This is a genomic window from Bizionia sediminis, assembly GCF_042684585.1.
Lineage (GTDB): Bacteria > Bacteroidota > Bacteroidia > Flavobacteriales > Flavobacteriaceae > Algorimicrobium > Algorimicrobium sediminis.
Map to the genome: position 1 here is coordinate 819266 of NZ_JBHULS010000001.1, position 19004 is coordinate 838269.

At 36.3% G+C, this 19004-nt stretch carries 21 protein-coding genes; 9 read left to right on the forward strand and 12 right to left on the reverse strand.

Annotated features, from left to right (window positions below; translation table 11 throughout):
• Position 1: 1 nt before the first annotated feature.
• From fabG to ACFSQP_RS03725, 8 genes are all read right to left on the reverse strand, one after another.
• Complete coding sequence (fabG, locus tag ACFSQP_RS03690; RefSeq protein ID WP_376891868.1) at positions 2 to 748, reverse strand: 3-oxoacyl-[acyl-carrier-protein] reductase; 747 nt, start codon at positions 746 to 748, stop codon at positions 2 to 4.
• A 109-nt stretch (positions 749 to 857) separates the two neighbouring features.
• Positions 858 to 1730, reverse strand: coding sequence for a succinate--CoA ligase subunit alpha (sucD, locus tag ACFSQP_RS03695; protein WP_376891869.1), 873 nt, complete (start codon positions 1728 to 1730; stop codon positions 858 to 860).
• Between the two features lie 156 nt (positions 1731 to 1886).
• Positions 1887 to 2828 (reverse strand): UDP-3-O-(3-hydroxymyristoyl)glucosamine N-acyltransferase, encoded by a 942-nt coding sequence (locus tag ACFSQP_RS03700; protein WP_376891871.1) that lies wholly within the window; start codon positions 2826 to 2828, stop codon positions 1887 to 1889.
• 62 nt (positions 2829 to 2890) lie between these two features.
• Positions 2891 to 3457, reverse strand: coding sequence for an elongation factor P (gene efp / locus ACFSQP_RS03705; RefSeq protein ID WP_376891873.1), 567 nt, complete (start codon positions 3455 to 3457; stop codon positions 2891 to 2893).
• A 38-nt stretch (positions 3458 to 3495) separates the two neighbouring features.
• The gene (gene lpxA / locus ACFSQP_RS03710) at positions 3496 to 4281 is read right to left on the reverse strand and encodes an acyl-ACP--UDP-N-acetylglucosamine O-acyltransferase (RefSeq protein ID WP_376891875.1); all 786 of its coding nucleotides are present in this window, start codon (positions 4279 to 4281) and stop codon (positions 3496 to 3498) included.
• A 65-nt stretch (positions 4282 to 4346) separates the two neighbouring features.
• A complete protein-coding gene (locus ACFSQP_RS03715; RefSeq protein WP_376891878.1) occupies positions 4347 to 5756 on the reverse strand; it encodes a bifunctional UDP-3-O-[3-hydroxymyristoyl] N-acetylglucosamine deacetylase/3-hydroxyacyl-ACP dehydratase in 1410 nt (469 codons plus the stop codon).
• Positions 5743 to 6771 (reverse strand): UDP-3-O-(3-hydroxymyristoyl)glucosamine N-acyltransferase, encoded by a 1029-nt coding sequence (gene lpxD / locus ACFSQP_RS03720; RefSeq protein WP_376891880.1) that lies wholly within the window; start codon positions 6769 to 6771, stop codon positions 5743 to 5745. Before lpxD ends, ACFSQP_RS03715 begins: the two co-directional genes overlap by 14 nt.
• 25 nt (positions 6772 to 6796) lie before the next feature.
• Complete coding sequence (locus ACFSQP_RS03725) at positions 6797 to 8026, reverse strand: HD domain-containing protein (RefSeq protein WP_376892117.1); 1230 nt, start codon at positions 8024 to 8026, stop codon at positions 6797 to 6799.
• 37 nt (positions 8027 to 8063) lie between these two features.
• On the opposite strand from ACFSQP_RS03725, the gene porX reads away from it, so the two are divergent.
• The 6 genes from porX to ACFSQP_RS03755 all read left to right on the forward strand — a co-directional run bounded on the left by porX (position 8064) and on the right by ACFSQP_RS03755 (position 12840).
• Positions 8064 to 9617, forward strand: coding sequence for a T9SS response regulator signal transducer PorX (gene porX / locus ACFSQP_RS03730; RefSeq protein WP_376891881.1), 1554 nt, complete (start codon positions 8064 to 8066; stop codon positions 9615 to 9617).
• Between the two features lie 93 nt (positions 9618 to 9710).
• Complete coding sequence (gene tsaE, locus ACFSQP_RS03735) at positions 9711 to 10115, forward strand: tRNA (adenosine(37)-N6)-threonylcarbamoyltransferase complex ATPase subunit type 1 TsaE (RefSeq protein WP_376891883.1); 405 nt, start codon at positions 9711 to 9713, stop codon at positions 10113 to 10115.
• Between the two features lie 176 nt (positions 10116 to 10291).
• Positions 10292 to 10435 (forward strand): hypothetical protein, encoded by a 144-nt coding sequence (locus tag ACFSQP_RS03740; protein ID WP_376891885.1) that lies wholly within the window; start codon positions 10292 to 10294, stop codon positions 10433 to 10435.
• Positions 10436 to 10571: 136 nt separating this feature from the next.
• Entirely contained in the window at positions 10572 to 11114 is a 543-nt protein-coding gene (locus ACFSQP_RS03745; RefSeq protein ID WP_376891887.1) for a hypothetical protein, read from the forward strand.
• A 121-nt stretch (positions 11115 to 11235) separates the two neighbouring features.
• Entirely contained in the window at positions 11236 to 12435 is a 1200-nt protein-coding gene (locus tag ACFSQP_RS03750; protein WP_376891889.1) for an alanine dehydrogenase, read from the forward strand.
• Positions 12436 to 12465: 30 nt separating this feature from the next.
• The gene (locus tag ACFSQP_RS03755; protein ID WP_376891890.1) at positions 12466 to 12840 is read left to right on the forward strand and encodes a hypothetical protein; all 375 of its coding nucleotides are present in this window, start codon (positions 12466 to 12468) and stop codon (positions 12838 to 12840) included.
• Positions 12841 to 13058: 218 nt separating this feature from the next.
• Here the strand turns inward: ACFSQP_RS03755 and ACFSQP_RS03760 are convergent, their stop codons facing one another.
• Positions 13059 to 14237 (reverse strand): proline dehydrogenase family protein, encoded by a 1179-nt coding sequence (locus ACFSQP_RS03760; protein ID WP_376891892.1) that lies wholly within the window; start codon positions 14235 to 14237, stop codon positions 13059 to 13061.
• A 94-nt stretch (positions 14238 to 14331) separates the two neighbouring features.
• Between ACFSQP_RS03760 and aroB the strand changes: the two genes are divergently transcribed.
• The gene (gene aroB, locus ACFSQP_RS03765; protein ID WP_376892118.1) at positions 14332 to 15390 is read left to right on the forward strand and encodes a 3-dehydroquinate synthase; all 1059 of its coding nucleotides are present in this window, start codon (positions 14332 to 14334) and stop codon (positions 15388 to 15390) included.
• A 2-nt stretch (positions 15391 to 15392) separates the two neighbouring features.
• Here the strand turns inward: aroB and ACFSQP_RS03770 are convergent, their stop codons facing one another.
• The 3 genes from ACFSQP_RS03770 to ACFSQP_RS03780 form a co-directional block, all read right to left on the reverse strand.
• Positions 15393 to 15908 carry a DinB family protein gene (locus tag ACFSQP_RS03770; RefSeq protein ID WP_376891893.1) on the reverse strand — a complete coding sequence of 172 codons (516 nt, stop codon included), beginning with the start codon at positions 15906 to 15908 and terminating at the stop codon, positions 15393 to 15395.
• 63 nt (positions 15909 to 15971) lie between these two features.
• A complete protein-coding gene (locus tag ACFSQP_RS03775) occupies positions 15972 to 16451 on the reverse strand; it encodes an Lrp/AsnC family transcriptional regulator (protein ID WP_376891895.1) in 480 nt (159 codons plus the stop codon).
• 75 nt (positions 16452 to 16526) lie between these two features.
• Positions 16527 to 17645: a M14 family metallopeptidase gene (locus tag ACFSQP_RS03780; RefSeq protein WP_376891896.1), complete on the reverse strand. Its 1119-nt coding sequence runs from the start codon at positions 17643 to 17645 to the stop codon at positions 16527 to 16529.
• Between the two features lie 313 nt (positions 17646 to 17958).
• Here ACFSQP_RS03780 and ACFSQP_RS03785 point away from each other — a divergent pair, with 313 nt between their 5' ends.
• Complete coding sequence (locus ACFSQP_RS03785) at positions 17959 to 18381, forward strand: helix-turn-helix domain-containing protein (protein WP_376891897.1); 423 nt, start codon at positions 17959 to 17961, stop codon at positions 18379 to 18381.
• 81 nt (positions 18382 to 18462) lie between these two features.
• Positions 18463 to 18831 (forward strand): DNA topoisomerase IV, encoded by a 369-nt coding sequence (locus ACFSQP_RS03790; RefSeq protein WP_376891899.1) that lies wholly within the window; start codon positions 18463 to 18465, stop codon positions 18829 to 18831.
• Positions 18832 to 19004: the final 173 nt, after the last annotated feature.

Consider the following 19004-nt stretch of genomic DNA (forward strand, 5'->3'; position numbering starts at 1 on the left):
TTTAGGTTAGCATACCACCATCCACATTTAGGGTTTGTCCTGTTATATAAGCAGACATGTCGCTGGCTAAAAACACACATGCATTGGCAATATCTTCTGGAGTGCCGCCACGTTTTAATGGAATAGCTTGGCGCCAACCTTTTACAATCTCCGCATCTAATTTATCGGTCATTTCTGTTTCAATAAACCCGGGTGCAATTACGTTGCTTCGTATGTTTCTGGAACCCAGCTCTAATGCAACCGATTTTGAAAAACCAATAATACCTGCTTTAGAGGCGGCATAATTAGTTTGGCCCGCATTTCCTTTAACGCCTACAACCGAACTCATGTTTATAATAGAACCTTTACGCTGTTTTAACATGGTGCGTTGCACTGCTTTGGTCATATTAAAAACAGATTTTAAGTTTACTTCAATAACCGTATCAAAATCCGCTTCGCTAAGGCGCATTAATAAATTGTCTTTAGTTATACCTGCGTTATTTACCAGTACATCAATACTGCCAAATTCTTCTAAAACGGCATCGGCAAGTTGTTGTGCTTCAGTAAAGCTTGCCGCATTACTTTTATACCCTTTGGCTTTTATACCCAAAGTATTTAATTCTGTTTCCAATTGGTTTGCAGCCTCTACAGACGAACTATATGTAAACGCTACATTGGCACCATGTTGCGCAAAAAGTTGGGCAATACCCCTACCAATGCCTCTACTAGCTCCTGTTATAATGGCTGTTTTTCCTTCTAGTAATTTCATAATTTACAGTTGTAATAAGTTGTTTGTCAAATATAACAAATACTAGTTGTACCCAATAAAAAAACCTTACAAGATTTTGTAAGGTTTTTAATTGCTATATGGTTTTAGATTATCCTAAAACTTCTTTCACTTTTTTACCAATTTCAGCAGGAGAATCTACTACGTGAATACCACATTCTCTCATGATTTTCTTTTTCGCCTGGGCTGTATCATCACTACCGCCAACAATAGCTCCAGCATGTCCCATAGTTCGTCCGGCAGGAGCTGTTTCGCCAGCTATAAAACCAATAATAGGTTTTTTACTACCACTTGCTTTGTACCAATGCGCGGCATCCGCTTCTAATTGGCCTCCAATTTCACCAATCATAACAACGGCTTCAGTTTCTGGATCGTTAATAAGTAACTCTATTGCTTCTTTAGTTGTGGTGCCTATAATTGGGTCGCCACCAATACCAATAGCTGTAGTAATACCAAGACCTTGTTTAACAACCTGGTCTGCAGCCTCGTAGGTTAAAGTACCAGATTTAGATACAATTCCTACCTTTCCTTTCTTAAAGACGAAGCCTGGCATAATACCTACTTTAGCTTCTTCTGGTGTAATTACACCTGGGCAGTTAGGTCCTATTAAACGACAATCTCTTCCTTTTATATAGTTAGCAGCTTTAATCATATCTGCCACTGGAATACCTTCTGTTATGGTAATAATAACCTTAATACCTGCGTCTGCAGCTTCCATAATAGCATCGGCAGCAAATGCTGGTGGTACAAAAATAATAGATGTATCGGCGCCTACTTTATCTACGGCTTCTTGTACCGTATTAAAAACTGGCTTATCTAAATGCGTTTGTCCACCTTTTCCTGGTGTAACGCCACCTACCACATTGGTTCCATATTCAATCATTTGGCCTGCATGAAAAGTTCCTTCGCTACCGGTAAATCCTTGAACAATTATCTTTGAATTTTTATTAACTAAAACGCTCATTTAAGTTTAATTTTTAATGTTTTTAAAACGAGACAAAAGTAAGGTTTTGCCTGCTATTTGTAAAGGGTTTTTATTATTTTTATTTAAACTGCCACATTTGGCTTGCTTTAACTAGCCATACACCGCATCCTGTTGTGCAATAAGCGGGAATGCGATTTATTTTGTTACTTTTTTTAAATCGGCTATTAAATTTGGAATTTGTTTCACGGCCGCCATGTCTTTCATTGCTGTGCGCGCCTCTTGAGCAGGCGTTCCAAAATATGTTTTGTTACCTGCTAACGATTTACTTATACCAGCTTGGGCGAGAATTATAGCCTTTGCGCCTATAGTTACACCGCTTGAACAGCCAACTTGGCCCCACATGGTTACCTCGTCTTCAATAACCACACAACCTGCAATACCTACCTGCGATGCAATTAAACATTTTTTTCCTAAAACCGTATCGTGACCAATTTGAATTTGATTATCTAATTTTGAACCTGCTCCAATAGTGGTATCGCCTGTAACGCCGCGGTCTATTGTGCAAAGTGCTCCAATATCTACATTATCTTGAATAACAACGCGGCCTCCCGATAAAAGTGGGTCGAAACCTTCCGGTCGTTTTTTGTAATAAAAAGCACTAGCACCCAAAACTGTTCCGGCTTGAATGTTAACGTTGTTACCAATTACAGTGTTATCGTAAATAATTACGTTAGCATGGATAATACAGTTATTACCTATAACAACATTATTACCAATAAAAGAGTTGGGTTGTATAATCGTGTTTTCGCCAATTTTAGCCGAACTAGCAATAGCGCTATGAGCTGGCTGAAAAGGTTTAAAATGCTGTGTTAATTTATTAAAATCTCGAAACGGATCGTCTGAAACTAATAAAGCTTTACCTTCTGGACAAGATACCTGTTTGTTTATTAAAATGATACTAGCTGCCGACTGTAAGGCTTTATCATAGTATTTTGGATGGTCTACAAAAACAATATCGCCAGGTTCTACAACATGGATTTCGTTCATTCCTAGCACTGGGAAATCCGGTGCTCCCACAAAAGTTGCGTTAATTAAATCAGCTATTTCAGCTAGTGTGTGTGCTTTTGGAAATTTCATGATTCGCTAAACCGTGTTTATCTTAAAAATATACTCTTTGTTTTGTAGTTCGTATAAACAGGTTATTCTTTTACACGCTCTTTGTACGTGCCTTTTTCTGTTTCTATTTTAATTTTATCCCCTTCATTAATAAACAGTGGCACATTTACTACAGCACCTGTTTCTACGGTGGCAGGTTTGGTGGCGTTGGTTGCCGTGTTTCCTTTTACACCTGGTTCGGTATGAGTTACTTCTAGGGTAACACTAGCAGGCATTTCTACGGAAAGCGGGGCATTGTCCTCTGTGTTTATTAAAACGGTAACAATTTCGCCTTCTTTCATTAATTCTGGCCTGTCCAGAGCTGCCTCTAATAAGCGAATTTGTGTATAATCTTCCTGATTCATGAAATGGTAAAACTCGCCATCGTTATATAAAAATTGAAATTTGTGAGTCTCCACCCGAACGTCTTCAATTTTATGACCAGCGGAAAAGGTATTGTCCAAAATTTTTCCGGTGGTAACACTTTTCATTTTGGTTCTAACAAAAGCTGGACCTTTGCCTGGTTTTACGTGTAAAAATTCTATTATTTTATAAATGTCATGATTATAGCGAATGCATAAACCATTACGTATGTCTGATGTTGTTGCCATATTGTTGTTTTACTTTTACGTTTTATTCGTTAATGTGGTTAATTGGACTTAAAATAGCCCTTCATAATCCCGCGCTGGGAATCTTTTATAAATTGCAAAATTTCGTCGCGCTCTGGTGTTGCTTCCATTTCAGCTTCTATTATTTCAGCTGCTTGCGTGTTGTTATAGTTTTTTTGATAAAGGATTCGGTAAATATCCTGAATTTCGCGAATTTTTTCGGTTGAGAACCCGCGTCTTCGCAGGCCAACAGAGTTAATACCAACATACGAGAGCGGTTCGCGTGCTGCCTTTACAAAAGGCGGAACGTCTTTACGCACCAAGGATCCGCCTGTAACAAAGGCATGGTTGCCTATAGAACAAAATTGATGCACAGCTGTCATACCCGCTAAAACCACGTAATCGCCAACGGTAATATGGCCGGCCAAGGTGCTGTTATTTGAAAAAATACAATTATCGCCCACCACACAATCGTGTGCAATATGACAATAAGCCATAATTAAACAATTGTTACCAATAACGGTTTTCATGCGGTCTGTTGTGCCTCTGTTTATGGTTACGCATTCACGAATGGTTACATTGTCGCCAATTTCTACCGTGGTATCTTCATCTTTATATTTTAAATCCTGTGGTGTTGCAGAAATAACAGCGCCCGGAAATATATTACAATTTTTTCCAATTCGGGCACCCTCCATAATGGTCACGTTGCTGCCAATCCAAGTTCCTTCGCCAATAACCACGTTATTGTGGATGGTAGTAAACGGATCGATAACAACATTTTTAGCTATTTTGGCTCCTGGATGTACGTAAGCTAGTGGTTGGTTCATTATAATATGTTAGTTAGTTTTTGTTTGTGTTTTCAACCGGTTAAGATTGATACCCATTACAGGCTTTACTGCTTTACTTTTGATATTTGAGCCATTAATTCTGCTTCTGCACAAAGTTTTCCGTTGGCGTAGGCATAACCTTGCATGTGGCAAATACCACGACGTATAGGTGTAATTAAATCGCATTTAAAAATTAAGGTATCGCCTGGCACCACCTTTTGCTTGAATTTTACATTATCTATTTTCATAAAAAATGTTAGGTAGTTTTCTGGATCGGGCACGGTACTTAACACAAGTATGCCGCCCGTTTGTGCCATAGCTTCTACAATTAATACCCCAGGCATAACTGGTGCTCCTGGAAAATGTCCTGCAAAAAATGGCTCGTTCATAGTAACGTTTTTCATACCAATAACACCGGAGTCTGTTAATTCGTAAATTTTATCGATTAACAAAAAGGGTTGTCTGTGTGGCAACATGTTCATAATTTGATTCACATCCATTAGAGGTGGTTGATTCAAATCGATTGTTGGCACGTTGTTCCGGCGTTCATTTTTTATAAGCTTGCACATTTTTTTTGCAAACTGTGTATTTACATAATGGCCTGGCTTGTTGGCAATAACTTTTCCCTTAATATGGGTTTTAATTAATGCCAAATCGCCAATAACATCCAGTAGCTTATGTCGTGCCGCTTCATTTGGATGATGCAAGGTTAAATTATCTAGAATACCATTTGGTTTTACAGCAATAGCATCTTTATTAAAAGCTACTTTTAGTTTTTCCATGGTTCCTAAAGAAAGCTCTTTATCTACATACACAATGGCATTGTTTAAATCGCCACCTTTAATAAGACCGTGCTCCAGTAAAGTTTCTATTTCATGTAAAAAACTAAAGGTTCGTGCGTTCGCTATTTCGCTTTTAAATTCCGAGATATTTTTAATAGATGCGTTTTGGGTTCCTAGCACTTTTGTACCAAAATCCACCATGGTGGTTACTTGGTATTCTTTGGCTGGCATTACGAGTATTTCGCTGCCTGTTTCTTCGTCTGTATAAGAAATAACGTCTGTAACTTCGTAAGCTTCTCGAAAAGCATCTTGCTCTACAATACCCGCTTTTTCAATAGCTTCAACAAAAAATTTAGACGATCCATCCATAATAGGTGGCTCGGATGCGTTCATTTCTAAAATCGCGTTATCTATATCCATACCAACAAGTGCCGCTAGCACATGTTCGCAGGTTTGAATGGTTACGCCATTTTTTTCCAAGCAGGTACCACGTTGGGTATTGGTAACATAAGCGGCATCTGCTTCAATTATAGGGTTCCCTTCTAAATCTATACGTTTAAAGGCAAAACCAAAATTTTCGGGTGCTGGTTTAAACGTTAAGGTTACCTGGTTACCGGTATGTAAGCCTACACCATTTAGCGAAATATCTTTCGCAATGGTTTTCTGTTTGATATCCGTTTTAATTATTCCCATCTACTTTTTTTTCTATCTCGTTTATTGTTTTAACTAGTTTTGGTAGGTTTTTAAAATGAACGTAGGACTTGTTCCAGTCGCTATAATTAAATGATGGTGAGCCTTGTAGCACCTCATTGTCCTTAATATTTTTGCCAATTCCCGATTGTGCTTGAATTTTAACACCGTTTCCTATGGTTAAATGCCCAGCAATACCCACTTGACCACCAATAATGCAATTTTCGCCAATTTTGGTAGAACCTGCCACACCTGTTTGCGCAGCTATTACAGTATTTTTACCAATTTCCACATTATGCGCTATTTGAATTTGGTTATCTAGTTTTACGCCTTTTCTAATTATGGTAGAACCTAAAGTGGCACGGTCTATAGTGGTGGCCGCACCAACGTCTACAAAGTCCTCCAAAATAACATTGCCAATTTGTGGTACTTTGGTGTATTCGCCTTTATTATTTGGTGTAAAACCAAAACCATCTGCACCAATTATAACCCCCGAATTTATAACACAATGTTCACCAATTAGCGAGTCTGAATATATTTTAGCGCCTGCAAATACCATGGTATTGTCTTTTATAACCACATTATCGCCAATGTAACAATTAGGAAAAATTTTTACATTATTACCTATAATGACATTGTTTCCAAGGTATGAAAAAGCACCCACATAAATATTGTTGCCAATTGTGGCGGACTCCGAAATAAAGCTGGGTTGCTCCACGCCTACTTTATTCAGTTTAACTTGGTTATAATATTCCAATAGTTTTGAAAATGCTTTATAGGCATCATCTACCTTAATAAGGGTTGTTTCTATGGCTTTTTCGGGTACAAAACTTTTATTTACTATGGTAATAGAAGCTTTGGTTGTATATATATAAGGTGTGTATTTTGGATTGGATAAAAAGGTTAAGGCACCGCTGGTACCTTCCTCTATTTTCGCTAATTTGGAAACCTCTATTGTGGCATCGCCCACAACATCACCATCTAATATACCGGCTATTTGTTCTGCTGTAAAATTCATTGGAAGCAAAAATAGAAAAAATGTATTACATTTTATCTTTAGGGTAACATATATAATATTTTGTTACTGGTTTTGTTAACGCTTTTAGGTTTAGCTGATCGGAGGCCTTTACAATATTTTGAATTTTACCCGATTGAAATAATACATTTATAGGCTGATGCTCTTGCTCGTAAGCTTGATTAGAAATTGCACCCGTAAAAACAAAATAAGCCGCCTCCTGCGCCGAAATATTGTACTCCAATTGTAGCTGTTGCTTGTGTTTTTCTAGTTTTTCTGGCTTTATAGGATTTTTTTTCAGTTTAACCTTTAGTAATTGCCTGTTTATTATCATATAGCACAGGTTTCTTAAAACAAAATCGTTGTGATTCTGCCAGGTTTTCATAGCCATAACAATGTCGTAATCATCTAGTTTTGAAAACTTATGTAACGTTTCGGGGTTAAAATTAGCTACTTGGATATCGTTTTTTAAAAAAAATTGCAAGGGCTTACTAGCCTCTAATTCAACACCTTGAAGTGTTAATTCTTTTGCACGCTGCAAAACCCGCATAATAAGCTGCTCTGCTGCTAAACTGGTTTTATGCAAATACACTTGCCAATACATAAGGCGTCTGGCTACTAAAAATTTTTCGATACTGTAAATACCTTTTTCCTCTATAACCAGAGCATCGTTAACTACGTTTAACATGGTAATTAATCGGTCGCTATTTATATTTCCTTCAGCCACGCCGGTATAAAAACTATCGCGTTTTAAATAATCGGCTCGGTCCATATCAAACTGACTAGAAATAAGAGTACACATAAAGGGCCGGTGGTATTCTCCTTTAAATATTTGAATGGCAAGCGTTAATTTTCCGTTAAACTCGGTGTTTAACAACTCCATGAATTGTAGTGAAATATACTCATGACTCACTCCTCTAACAATACTGTGTTCCATGGAATGCGAAAATGGCCCATGCCCAATATCGTGCAACAAAATAGCGATATATAATGCGTTTTCTTCGTCTTCCGATATAGCAACCCCTTTAAAGCGAAGCACTTGAACTGCTTTTTGCATTAAATGCATACAACCCAAGGCATGATGAAACCGCGTATGGTGGGCGCCAGGATACACTAAATAGGACAAACCCATTTGAGAAATGCGTCGTAAACGTTGGAAATATTTATGCGCTATTAAATCAAAAATTAACGCATTGGGTATGGTAATAAATCCGTAAATTGGGTCGTTAAATATCTTGAGTTTGTTTTTTGTCTGCAAACCAGGTGTCATTTAAATAATATATAAACAAAGATACATGAACCATATAAATATTCTGTGGATTGACGATGAAATTGATTTACTTAAACCTCATATCCTTTTTCTTGAACAAAAAAACTACCAAGTAACCCCTTGTAAAAGCGGTACAGAAGCCTTGGAAATTTTAGACCATACCAATTTCGATATCGTGTTTTTAGATGAAAATATGCCGGGCTTAACAGGCTTGGAAACTTTGCACGAAATAAAAGAAAAACGCGATACACTACCCGTGGTAATGATTACCAAAAGTGAAGAAGAATATATTATGGAAGAAGCTATAGGTAATAAAATAGCCGACTACCTTATAAAACCCGTAAATCCCAATCAGATTTTATTAAGTTTAAAAAAGAATTTGGACCATTCGCGGTTAATCTCTGAAAAAACAACCTCCAATTACCAACAAGAGTTTCGTAAAATAGCCATGGATTTAGCTATGATAAGTAGCTACGAAGAATGGGTTGCGCTCTACCAGAAACTAATATACTGGGAGATGCAGCTGGAAGACATTGAAGATGCCAGTATGTTTGAAATTCTAGAATCGCAAAAAACCGAAGCCAACACCCAATTTGGTAAATTTATAGACAAACACTACCCAAATTGGTTTAAACCAGGCACAGACGCACCAACCTTGTCTCATAATTTGTTTAAGGACAAAGTTTTACCGGAAATTAGTAGGCAACAACCCACATTACTCGTCGTTATAGATAATTTGCGTTACGACCAATGGAAGGCTTTTGAACCCATTGTAAACACCTATTATAAAAAGCAAAAAGAAGATGCGTTTTTCAGCATATTACCAACAGCAACCCAATATGCACGAAACGCCATTTTTTCTGGTTTAATGCCCGCCGATATGGAAAAATTACATCCAGACCTTTGGAAAAATGATACAGACGACGGTGGCAAAAATTTATATGAAAACGAATTTTTAGAAGCGCAATTAAAACGTTTAGGCAGACAAGATTTGAAAACCAAATATTACAAGGTAACCAATTTAAAAAATGGCAAACAATTAGTAGACAATTTTAAAACCTTAAAAGAATACGATTTAACAGTGGTTGTATATAATTTTGTTGATATGCTTTCACACTCTAAAACAGAAATGGATGTGGTTAAAGAGTTAGCATCCAACGACAAAGCCTATAGGTCCCTAACCCAAAGTTGGTTTAAAAATTCAGCCTTATTAGAAATGATACAACTAGGTCAACAGTTAGGCTTTAAGCTGCTCTTAACCACAGACCACGGCACTATAAATGTTAAAAACCCATCGAAGGTAATTGGCGACAAAGACACCTCTTTAAATCTCCGCTACAAAACAGGTAGAAGTTTAACCTATGAAAACAAAGACGTTTTGGTGGCAAAAGATCCTAAAACCATACATTTACCTGCAATAACTATGAGCAGTTCGTTTATTTTTGCTAAAAACGACTTATTTTTTGCCTACCCTAATAACTACAACCACTACGTAAGTTATTACCGCAATACCTACCAACATGGTGGGGTGTCGTTAGAAGAAATGATTATTCCGTTTGTAGTTTTAAATCCAAAATAAATAATCCTTGAAGCGCAAAAAAAATCGATGAAATGCAAATTTAATTAGCATTTTTTAATTTTAATCCTTATTATTGCGTAAATAACATAAAAATTGATTGTTAATTATAATATAGAAGCCATTAATACCGTGGCCCAACAGGTTTTAGATGCTGCAACTAATAAAGTACTGCTTTTTCATGGCGACATGGGAACAGGAAAAACGACTTTAATAAAAGCCATTTTGCAGCAATTAGGAAGCACAGATGTGGTAAGCAGTCCAACATTTTCGTTGGTTAATACTTACGATACGGGAAGCGGACCCGTTTACCATTTCGACTTATACCGATTGGAAACTGTTGAAGAGGCCTACGACTTTGGTATTGAAGAATACCTAAGTAGTCCGCATTGGATTTTTATAGAATGGCCAGAATTAATAAGCGACCTACTCCCCCCATCCTACCATAGCATTTGTTTAACATTAGTAAACAACGAAACCAGACAATTACAATTTAAATAGGGTTGTTACATGACTGACAAAATGACATAATTCTCAAACTGAGCCTTTTTACGGTAAAACCGTAATCGAAATTTTAAAAAAGCTTGTTTTTAACTTTTTTTTAACATTTCGAGCAAAAATGCACCAAGTTTCTCATATATATTTGGGTAAATTAATTAATTAAATCCCTTACAATTATGAAAACAAAGAAGTATTTTTTAGCAATCGCAATTTTTGGTGGTATGTTGTTTACAGCACAAGCAGCCCACATTATCGACTTAAATGATCAACAAACTACACAAGTTAAGAAAAAGGATATTAAAATTCCAACACACGGATAATTCAGTGTCTTTTGAAAGATTAATGAATAATCTTTCAGTTTTTCCTTTCTATATAAAAGTGTTCCTAGCTCAAACTGGGAGCACTTTTTTATTGTTTAACAAATACAATTTAAACTGCCTTAATTAGAATATTCGTATGACTATCGACAAATCAAGGTTTAAAAACCTAAAGGAAAATCTAAAAAAATCAGACAGAAGTACTATTTTTATTGGTAGTATTATTGCCACATTCATTGCAACATCACCATACTTATTTTATTTATATGAAAGTATTCCCGATGGAAAAATTTGGAAAACATACCTATTCACTTATGAGAGCATTCATTATGAGAATGCGAACGTTACTATGTGGCTTCTATCAGGTAAGCTCATTCCTTTATTATTTCTTTTAATTTGGTTTCTAACATGTCGTCATTGGTGGTACCACACATTGTTGGTGCCAATAGCCATGTATATTTATCAAATATTTGGTTTGTTTAATGATGATCTTAACTATATCGATGAGCTTCAATTATTATATCTCGTGCCTATAATGGCTATTGTCGTACCTTCTATATATCTTGTTCGCGCCAAAATGTTTGATAAATTAAATACAGCTAATAAATCGTTCCAAGAGTTGGAAGATGAGTTTATGATTAAGCCAACCACCTTTTGGGGTAAGATTAAGCAGTATTTTTAATTGTGTGTTTGTTTATCCTGTGGTATTTCTTTCGTTTTTCTAGGTGTTTAAAATTTCCAACTTTCTATTTTTAATAAAAATTTATTCGTAATTTGAGGTGTTAAAAATTTAGCCTTAAATTATGTCCGAAGCATTATCGCCTTTCACCAAACAGCAATTGATTCCGCAGGAAGAAACCCTGGAAGTTTACAAGAAAAAAGGCGCTTTATTTATTGGTATCCCTAAAGAAACTGCATTTCAAGAAAAACGGGTTTGTTTAACACCAGACGCCGTTTCCGCTTTAACCAGTAATGGCCATCGAATTCTTTTGGAATCGGGAGCTGGAAAAGGTGCTAATTTTAGCGATAAGGATTACAGCGAGGCCGGCGCAGAAATAACCAAAGATGTTGCTAAAGTGTATGCCTGCCCTATGATTTTAAAAGTGGAGCCACCCACACTCGATCAAATAAAATTGATTAATCCGCAAACCATTCTAATTTCGGCTTTACAGCTTAAAACTCAAAACAAAAAATATTTTGAAACCCTGGCTAGTAAGCGAATTACTGCTTTGGCATTCGAGTTTATACGCGATGAAGATGGCGCTTACCCTGCTGTGCGCAGTTTAAGTGAAATTGCCGGAACTGCATCGGTTTTAATAGCCTCCGAGCTTTTAAGTAATGTTAATAATGGTAATGGCCTTTTATTTGGAAACATTAGCGGTGTGCCACCTATTGAAGTTGTTATTGTTGGCGCTGGAACGGTTGGCGAGTTTGCAGCTAGAAGTGCCATTGGACTTGGGGCCAACGTAAAAGTTTTTGACAATTCCATTACTAAATTGCGCTGCATTCAAGCTAATTTAGGACGTACCATTTTTACATCAACCCTACAACCCAAAAATTTATCGAAAGCTTTAAAACGTTGCGATGTCGTTATAGGCGCGGTTCGTGGAAAAAATAGAGCACCTATAATTGTAACGGAACCCATGGTGGCCAATATGAAAAACGGCGCGGTAATTATAGATGTAAGTATTGATATGGGTGGCTGTTTTGAAACGAGCGAAGTAACATCGCATAAACACCCTACATTTATTAAGCATGGTGTAACGCACTATTGTGTCCCCAATATTCCGGCGCGCTACTCGCGCTCTGCTTCCATTTCTATAAGTAATATCTGTACGCCTTATTTGTTAAAAATGGGTGAAGACGGTGGTTTAGAAAATTCGCTGCGTTTTGATAGAGGTTTAAAAAATGGGTTGTATTTTTACCACGGCGTTTTAACTAGCAAATCTGTGGGCGAATGGTTTAACTTAAAACATAGCGACGTTAATTTGCTCATATTTTAAGCGCTTTTATTTTTAAATACATTCAAAACTGTGAAATTACTGCAACGTGTTGGCTACTATTTAGGTGGCTTTTCTATCGGATTAATCATTTTAGCCTTTTTTTTAAGTGGTAAAAAAGTGTCCTGCGATTATGGTCCTGAAGCTCGTGTCCTGAAAAATATAAATACCAAAACGTTACATATGACGCCGGAAGTTAAAAGCATCCTTAATAACAAAGCTATTGATAGCATAACCTTGAGGCACGTTATAACATTGGGATCCATTCATTTTTCCAAAAGCGAGCCTCGCAAGAAACCTTGTGGCGTCTATTTCCTTGAAAGTAGAACAAAAAATGGACCGCTAGATTTAAAAATTGAAAACTGCGACAGTGTGGCTACAATTATCGAAGTTAGTATACCCAACTAAAAAGCAAACGCTTTTTAACACTGTTTTCTAAATTAAGGGCTGTACTTATGCCAAGGTTGCCTTTCAATACATATTAGGTATACAGTCATATAGACTGCTATTACATTTACAGGTGTAAAAACGGTCAAGATGCGCTTCATTCGGCATGCCTAAAGTCATGGCATGTTTCACCATTAAGGCATTAACTTATAAAAACGGGTATTGAGTTTTTCTTTATTTTATTTAGCAGCCTTACGTCTGGCTTTTTCTTTTTGTATAAGCATAAGCTCTCTTCCTGTTTGGCCAGCGACAGAAGTGTTTTCTTCGGCACGCCTAATAAGGTACGGCATAACATCTTTTACCGGTCCAAAAGGCACATATTTTGCAACATTATAGCCTTTATCGGCAAGATTAAAGCTAATATTATCGCTCATGCCAAAAAGTTGCCCAAACCACACACGACTATCGTTTTTCGCAATATTTTTTTGAGCCATTAAGTCCATTACCAAATAACTACTAATTTCGTTGTGCGTGCCAACAAAAACCGATATTTCACTTAAATTATCCAGTATATATTGGGCCGCAGCATTAAAATTATCGTCTGTTGCTAGTTTACTTTCACAAATGGGGGTAGGATAACCCTGTAATATAGAGCGTTCGTGTTCTTTTTCCATGTACGCGCCACGCACTATTTTATAGCCAATATAAAAACCTTCTTTTTTGGCTAACTCATGCTGTTTTTTTAAGAATTCTAAACGGTCATGGCGGTACATTTGTAAGGTATTATAAACAATTGTACTGCTTTGGTTGTAGGTGCGCATCATATCAGTAACCAAGGCATCTACGGCATCTTGAATCCAACTTTCTTCGGCATCAATTAAAATCTTTACATTTTTTTCCTTGCCTAATTTACAAACCGCATCATAGCGTGCTACTACCCGATTCCATTCTTCTTGCTCTTTTTCGGTTAAGGGCTTGTTTTCACTTATTTTTTGATACAATGCAAAGCGGCCAAAACCAGAAGGTTTAAAAACAGCTATAGGCATGGCTTCGCGTTCATCGGAAAAGCGGATTATTTTTAAGGTTTTTTCCATAGCGCCATCAAAGTGTGCTTCAGATTCTTTACCTTCTACCGAATAATCTAAAACAGAACTTACACCTTTTGTGTACATGGTGTCAATAACTGTTAAACAATCATCTTCATTAATACCGCCACAAAAATGATCGAAAACGGTTGCTCTAATAATACCATTAATAGGTAAATGGGCTTTTATGGCAAAATTAGTAAGGGCGGTGCCAACTTTAACCAAGGACTCGTTAGAAATCATTTTAAACAAAAAGTATGCGCGATCTAACTCCTTATTGCTTTTCAATTGAAAAGCAACTTCTGTATTATCAAAAATATTTAAGTGCTTCATTACGGTCGAAAATTTTACAAAGATAATTATCATTCTGCTACTTATTTATAAAAAAAACACCTTATTTTATGCTTTCTTTTTCAGTAATATTATGATGCAATCTATAGAATCCGATAAACAAATAATTCACTTTAATTCAAATGGTTACAAAAAGCTAAACACGCTGTTAGCACAAAAACAATACAGCATTGTTTTTGTTTTGGTAGATGAAAATACGCACGAAGCCTGTTTAAGTCCCTTTTTACAGTTGGTAGAAACCACCAGTAACATAGAAATTATTGAAATAGAATCTGGAGAGGCTCAAAAAAATATTGAAACCTGTGCAGGTATTTGGAATGCTTTAACCGAGCTGAATGCCGACAAAAAAAGTGTACTCATTAATTTGGGTGGTGGCGTTATTACAGATATTGGTGGTTTTGTGGCCAGTACGTTTAAACGTGGTATGGATTATATAAATGTACCTACCTCGCTCCTAGCCATGGTGGATGCTGCTATTGGTGGTAAAACTGGAGTAGATTTGGGCCATTTAAAAAACCAGATTGGTGTTATAAATAATTCGGAAATGGTATTAATAGACACCCGCTTCCTAGATACGCTTGAACCCAATCAGCTTCGTTCTGGATTAGCCGAAATGCTAAAACACGGCTTAATTTATGACCGTGAATACTGGCTTAAACTAACCACAGAACCTGTAGTAGATTTCCAGCTTCCCGTATACGAATCGGTTGTTATAAAGCAACGCATTGTAGAGCAAGATCCGTCGGAGCAACACTTACGAAAGACCCTAAATTTTGGTCATACTTTAGGGCACGCCATCGAATCTTATTTTTTAAGCAACCCTAATAAACCAAGCTTACTGCACGGCGAAGCTATAGCCATAGGTATGGTTTTAGCTTGTTTTATTTCAACCAAATTAACAAACTTCCCCATTCAAGACTGTCAGCATATAAAAGAAGTCATAAAAAGTATTTACGGGCATGTAACGATTAATACATCTGAATACCCCGCAATTATAAACCTTTTAAAGTACGACAAGAAGAACACGCACGGTAATATAAATTTTGTGCTACTAGAAGCTATTGGCACTCCGCGTGTAGACTGCCAAGTAAGCAACAGTCTCATAGAAGACGCCTTTAATTACTATAAACTTTAAAACTATAGGTAACGCGCTTTTATAACATCTATATGGTGTTGTTCGTGCCCTATTAAAATAAAACCAAGCGCACGCACAGAAATGGCCGAGCCACTAGCTTCGCCCATTTGCAATAGCATTTGGCTGGTAAACCCGTTAAACAAACTGATGGTAAACTGACGCAGTAAGTTGTATTCTGTAAGTAGCTGCTGGAAGGTTTTGTTGTTAGCATGAGCATGCGTAACGTAATCGTCCTGCTCAAATCCAGGAAGCGGTGTTTTATCTGCCCTAGCTACGCGTAAAGCTCTGTAAACAAAAATTAATTCTGTATCTATAATATGTTGCAGAACATCTTTGATAGTCCACTTGTTTTTAGCATACCGGTACTCCCATTTTTCAGTAGGTAGCGCCTCAAAAAAAGTCAGAGTTTGGTTTTTACCTTGTTCCAAACCAGCAATTAAACTTAAATGACCTGCTTTGCTTATATAATTTGCATAAAAAGGAGCGTATTCTGTTGTTTTTATGTCGTTTACAAACATAGTTGTTGCCTTAAATAAAAAAAGCGCTTTTTAATAAAAGCGCTTTTTAGTTTGTTAATAAAATTACATATTGCTGAAAATTGAATGCATTAAACGTTTTTTATCGTTTAAACTTTCTTCTAATGAAATCATGGTTTCGGTGCGGTAAACACCTTCAATGTCATCTATCATGAAAATAATGTCCTTGGCATGTTCGGTGTTTTTTGCCCTAATTTTACAGAATACGTTAAACTTTCCTGTTGTAATATGTGCCACGGTTACGTAAGGTATTTCGTTTATGCGCTCCAATACAAATTTAGTTTGCGATGTTTTTTGAAGAAAGACTCCTACATAAGCTATAAAGGCATAACCTAGTTTTTTATAATCCAGTGTTAAAGAAGAACCTTTTATGATACCAGCTTCTTCCATTTTCTTTACCCGCACATGCACCGTACCAGCAGATATTACTAATTTTTTTGCAATATCCGTAAATGGTACACGCGTGTTATCAATCAACATCTCTAAAATTTGGTGATCAATATCGTCTAATTTAAATTTTGCCATTTGTTATTTCTTTAAATAATAGACAAAAATAGAATAATATTTTTGAATTTAATCTATTAAAAAACAAGTTTGAGTCTACAATAATGAATATTGTGTATTATTTAACAATACCGAGGTCTCTTTTAAGCCTACAAATAAGGGACTTCCATCTAATTTTGAAATCTTGGCACCTTTGGCATCATAATCTTTATGACCGTAAAAATGGCTTAAGACTTCAATTTTTACCACTTCTGGTAAAAACGCAACTTGGTTATTTTTTAATATTTCTTGGTACTGTACCCCTATGTCTGTTACCATCCCTTTGTGCTCCACGTTGCGTAATACAACATCTAGAAAGCGCTTATTATTATTCGGAATTTGTTGGTACTCCAAATAATTAGCTGGGCTTACAGCGCCAGATGCAATGGTTTGTAAGGCTACAACAAAGGCGTGAAGCACAAAACACCGTGTTGTGTCTCGCCCATAATCGTTTGGGTAATGGCCAGCTTCAAACAAAATGGTTGGGACACCCGCTTGCTGAAATGCGTCGCCTACACAATTCGGATTAAAAGCGTCGTCGTAAAGGGCAACTTGCTGCGGTATAAAGCTTTGTAAACTAGCATTTATTGTCGCAATTAAGGACATAGCTATTTTACGTGAATGAGTAAAACTTCTATCTTCATCTGCAGCAGGGGCTAAAAAAGCCATAGTTGCTGGCTTGGGCATATTACCGACATTAAAAATACTGCGTTGGTCATGCATATTGAAGCAGTAATGCGGTTTAAAAGTATTGAAACACTGGCGCAATAACAGACTTTCTGGTTGGCTTAAGTTTTGGGCATCCCGGTTTAAATCGACCTCATTTGCATTTGTACGCCTGTAGGCAGCGGCACCATCGGGGTTTAAAATTGGTATAATATATAAAGTAAGGTGGTGTAAAATAGTGGGATGGGCTTTTGCATATTTAAAAAAATCGAAAAGTGCCTTGGTAGTGGTTGATTCATTACCATGCATTTGTGACCAAACTAAAATACGCTGCGCACCGCTGCCAACTTTTACTGAATAAATAGGGCGTCCTTTAACAGAAGTGCCCATTTCCTGAACATCGTAATTTTTTGGTAAGGCCTTTAAAAGTGGTACAATCATGTCGTTGGTAATGTACCGGTGCTGTAAGGCCTCCTGTATATAAAGTTCATTTTCAAAATTAGAAAACATAGAAGCGTGGTGTTTCAAGTGTATGTTACAAAGGTAAACAATAAGATATTTACATTTGTAAACAGTAAAACGTAACTAATAATCTGTAGAAGTTTAGTTTTGTAACCATGTAATATGTCTTTAATAAGGCATCTGTAACAAGCTAATCGATCTTATACTTTTAAATAGTATAAAATACTCTTTATCAGCATAATAATACGGATTATATTAAGTAATGCTTCACATTAAATACTAGTATTTATTAACTTGTTATGGTTATTTCATTTATTATATTTACATTTGTAACAGGTATTCACAAAAGTAAAAGTTTACAATGATAAACAGTGATGAATTTTCAAAACGATTAGAGCAGGTCATTAAATTTTACGATGAATCGGCATCCTCCTTTGCTGAAAAAATTGGTGTGCAACGTTCCAGTATCTCTCATATCCTCTCTGGAAGAAACAAGCCGAGTTTAGATTTTATAATGAAGATACTTGAGCGATTTCCTGAAGTAGAATTGTATTGGCTTTTATACGGCACAGGAACTTTTCCGAAAACTGTAAGCAACGAACAAGCAGTGCCAATAAAAACTCCTGCTGCTCCATCTAAAAATCCAGAATTCGATTTTGAAAGCACTGCAGCTGGAACAAAACCCGTTATAAACAAAGCTGAAGAAAATATGAATGAAAACACGGATATTGAACGTGTTATTATTTTTTATAAAAATGGAAGTTTTAAAGCCTACAAACCTTAAAGTAGTTTTTAAGCAGTCAAAAATTTTTATGATGCACGGCTAAATTCGTGTTTTGTTTCTTAATTTTGCAAAAAAAATTATATGAGACTTTTAGTAGGCCTTTTTTTTGTGTTTTTTACCAGTTGTTATCAAGTAGAACGGAATTGTACCGATTTTCAGGAGGGTACATTTTCAAGCAGTATTACCATTGGCGATTCTACGTACCGTTCAGTTTTTAGTAGAACGAAAGAGTTACAAATAGAGACTTTTAATAATCATATAGATTCTACTATAGTCCGATGGATTAACGATTGCGAAGTGGTTTTTAGAACTATTAACCCTAAAAACATGCAAGAGCGCAAAGATATTCATCTAAAAATTTTAACGACAACAGATTCTACCTACACGTTTGAGTATTCCTTTGTAGGCGAAAATGTTAAGCAAACTGGCATTGCCAAACGTATTGAGTAATTGTTAGTTACGTTTTGTTTCTCGCAACAACGCCTTAAACAAGTAAAATACTATGGGTATTTAATAAACCCGTGCAAAGAAACCATTTAGAAGATTTTTTTTAGCAAGCTAAACCATAACGTATGCCATCTGTTAACCCAAAAATATTTTATGTAATTTCTACAGTCTTAATT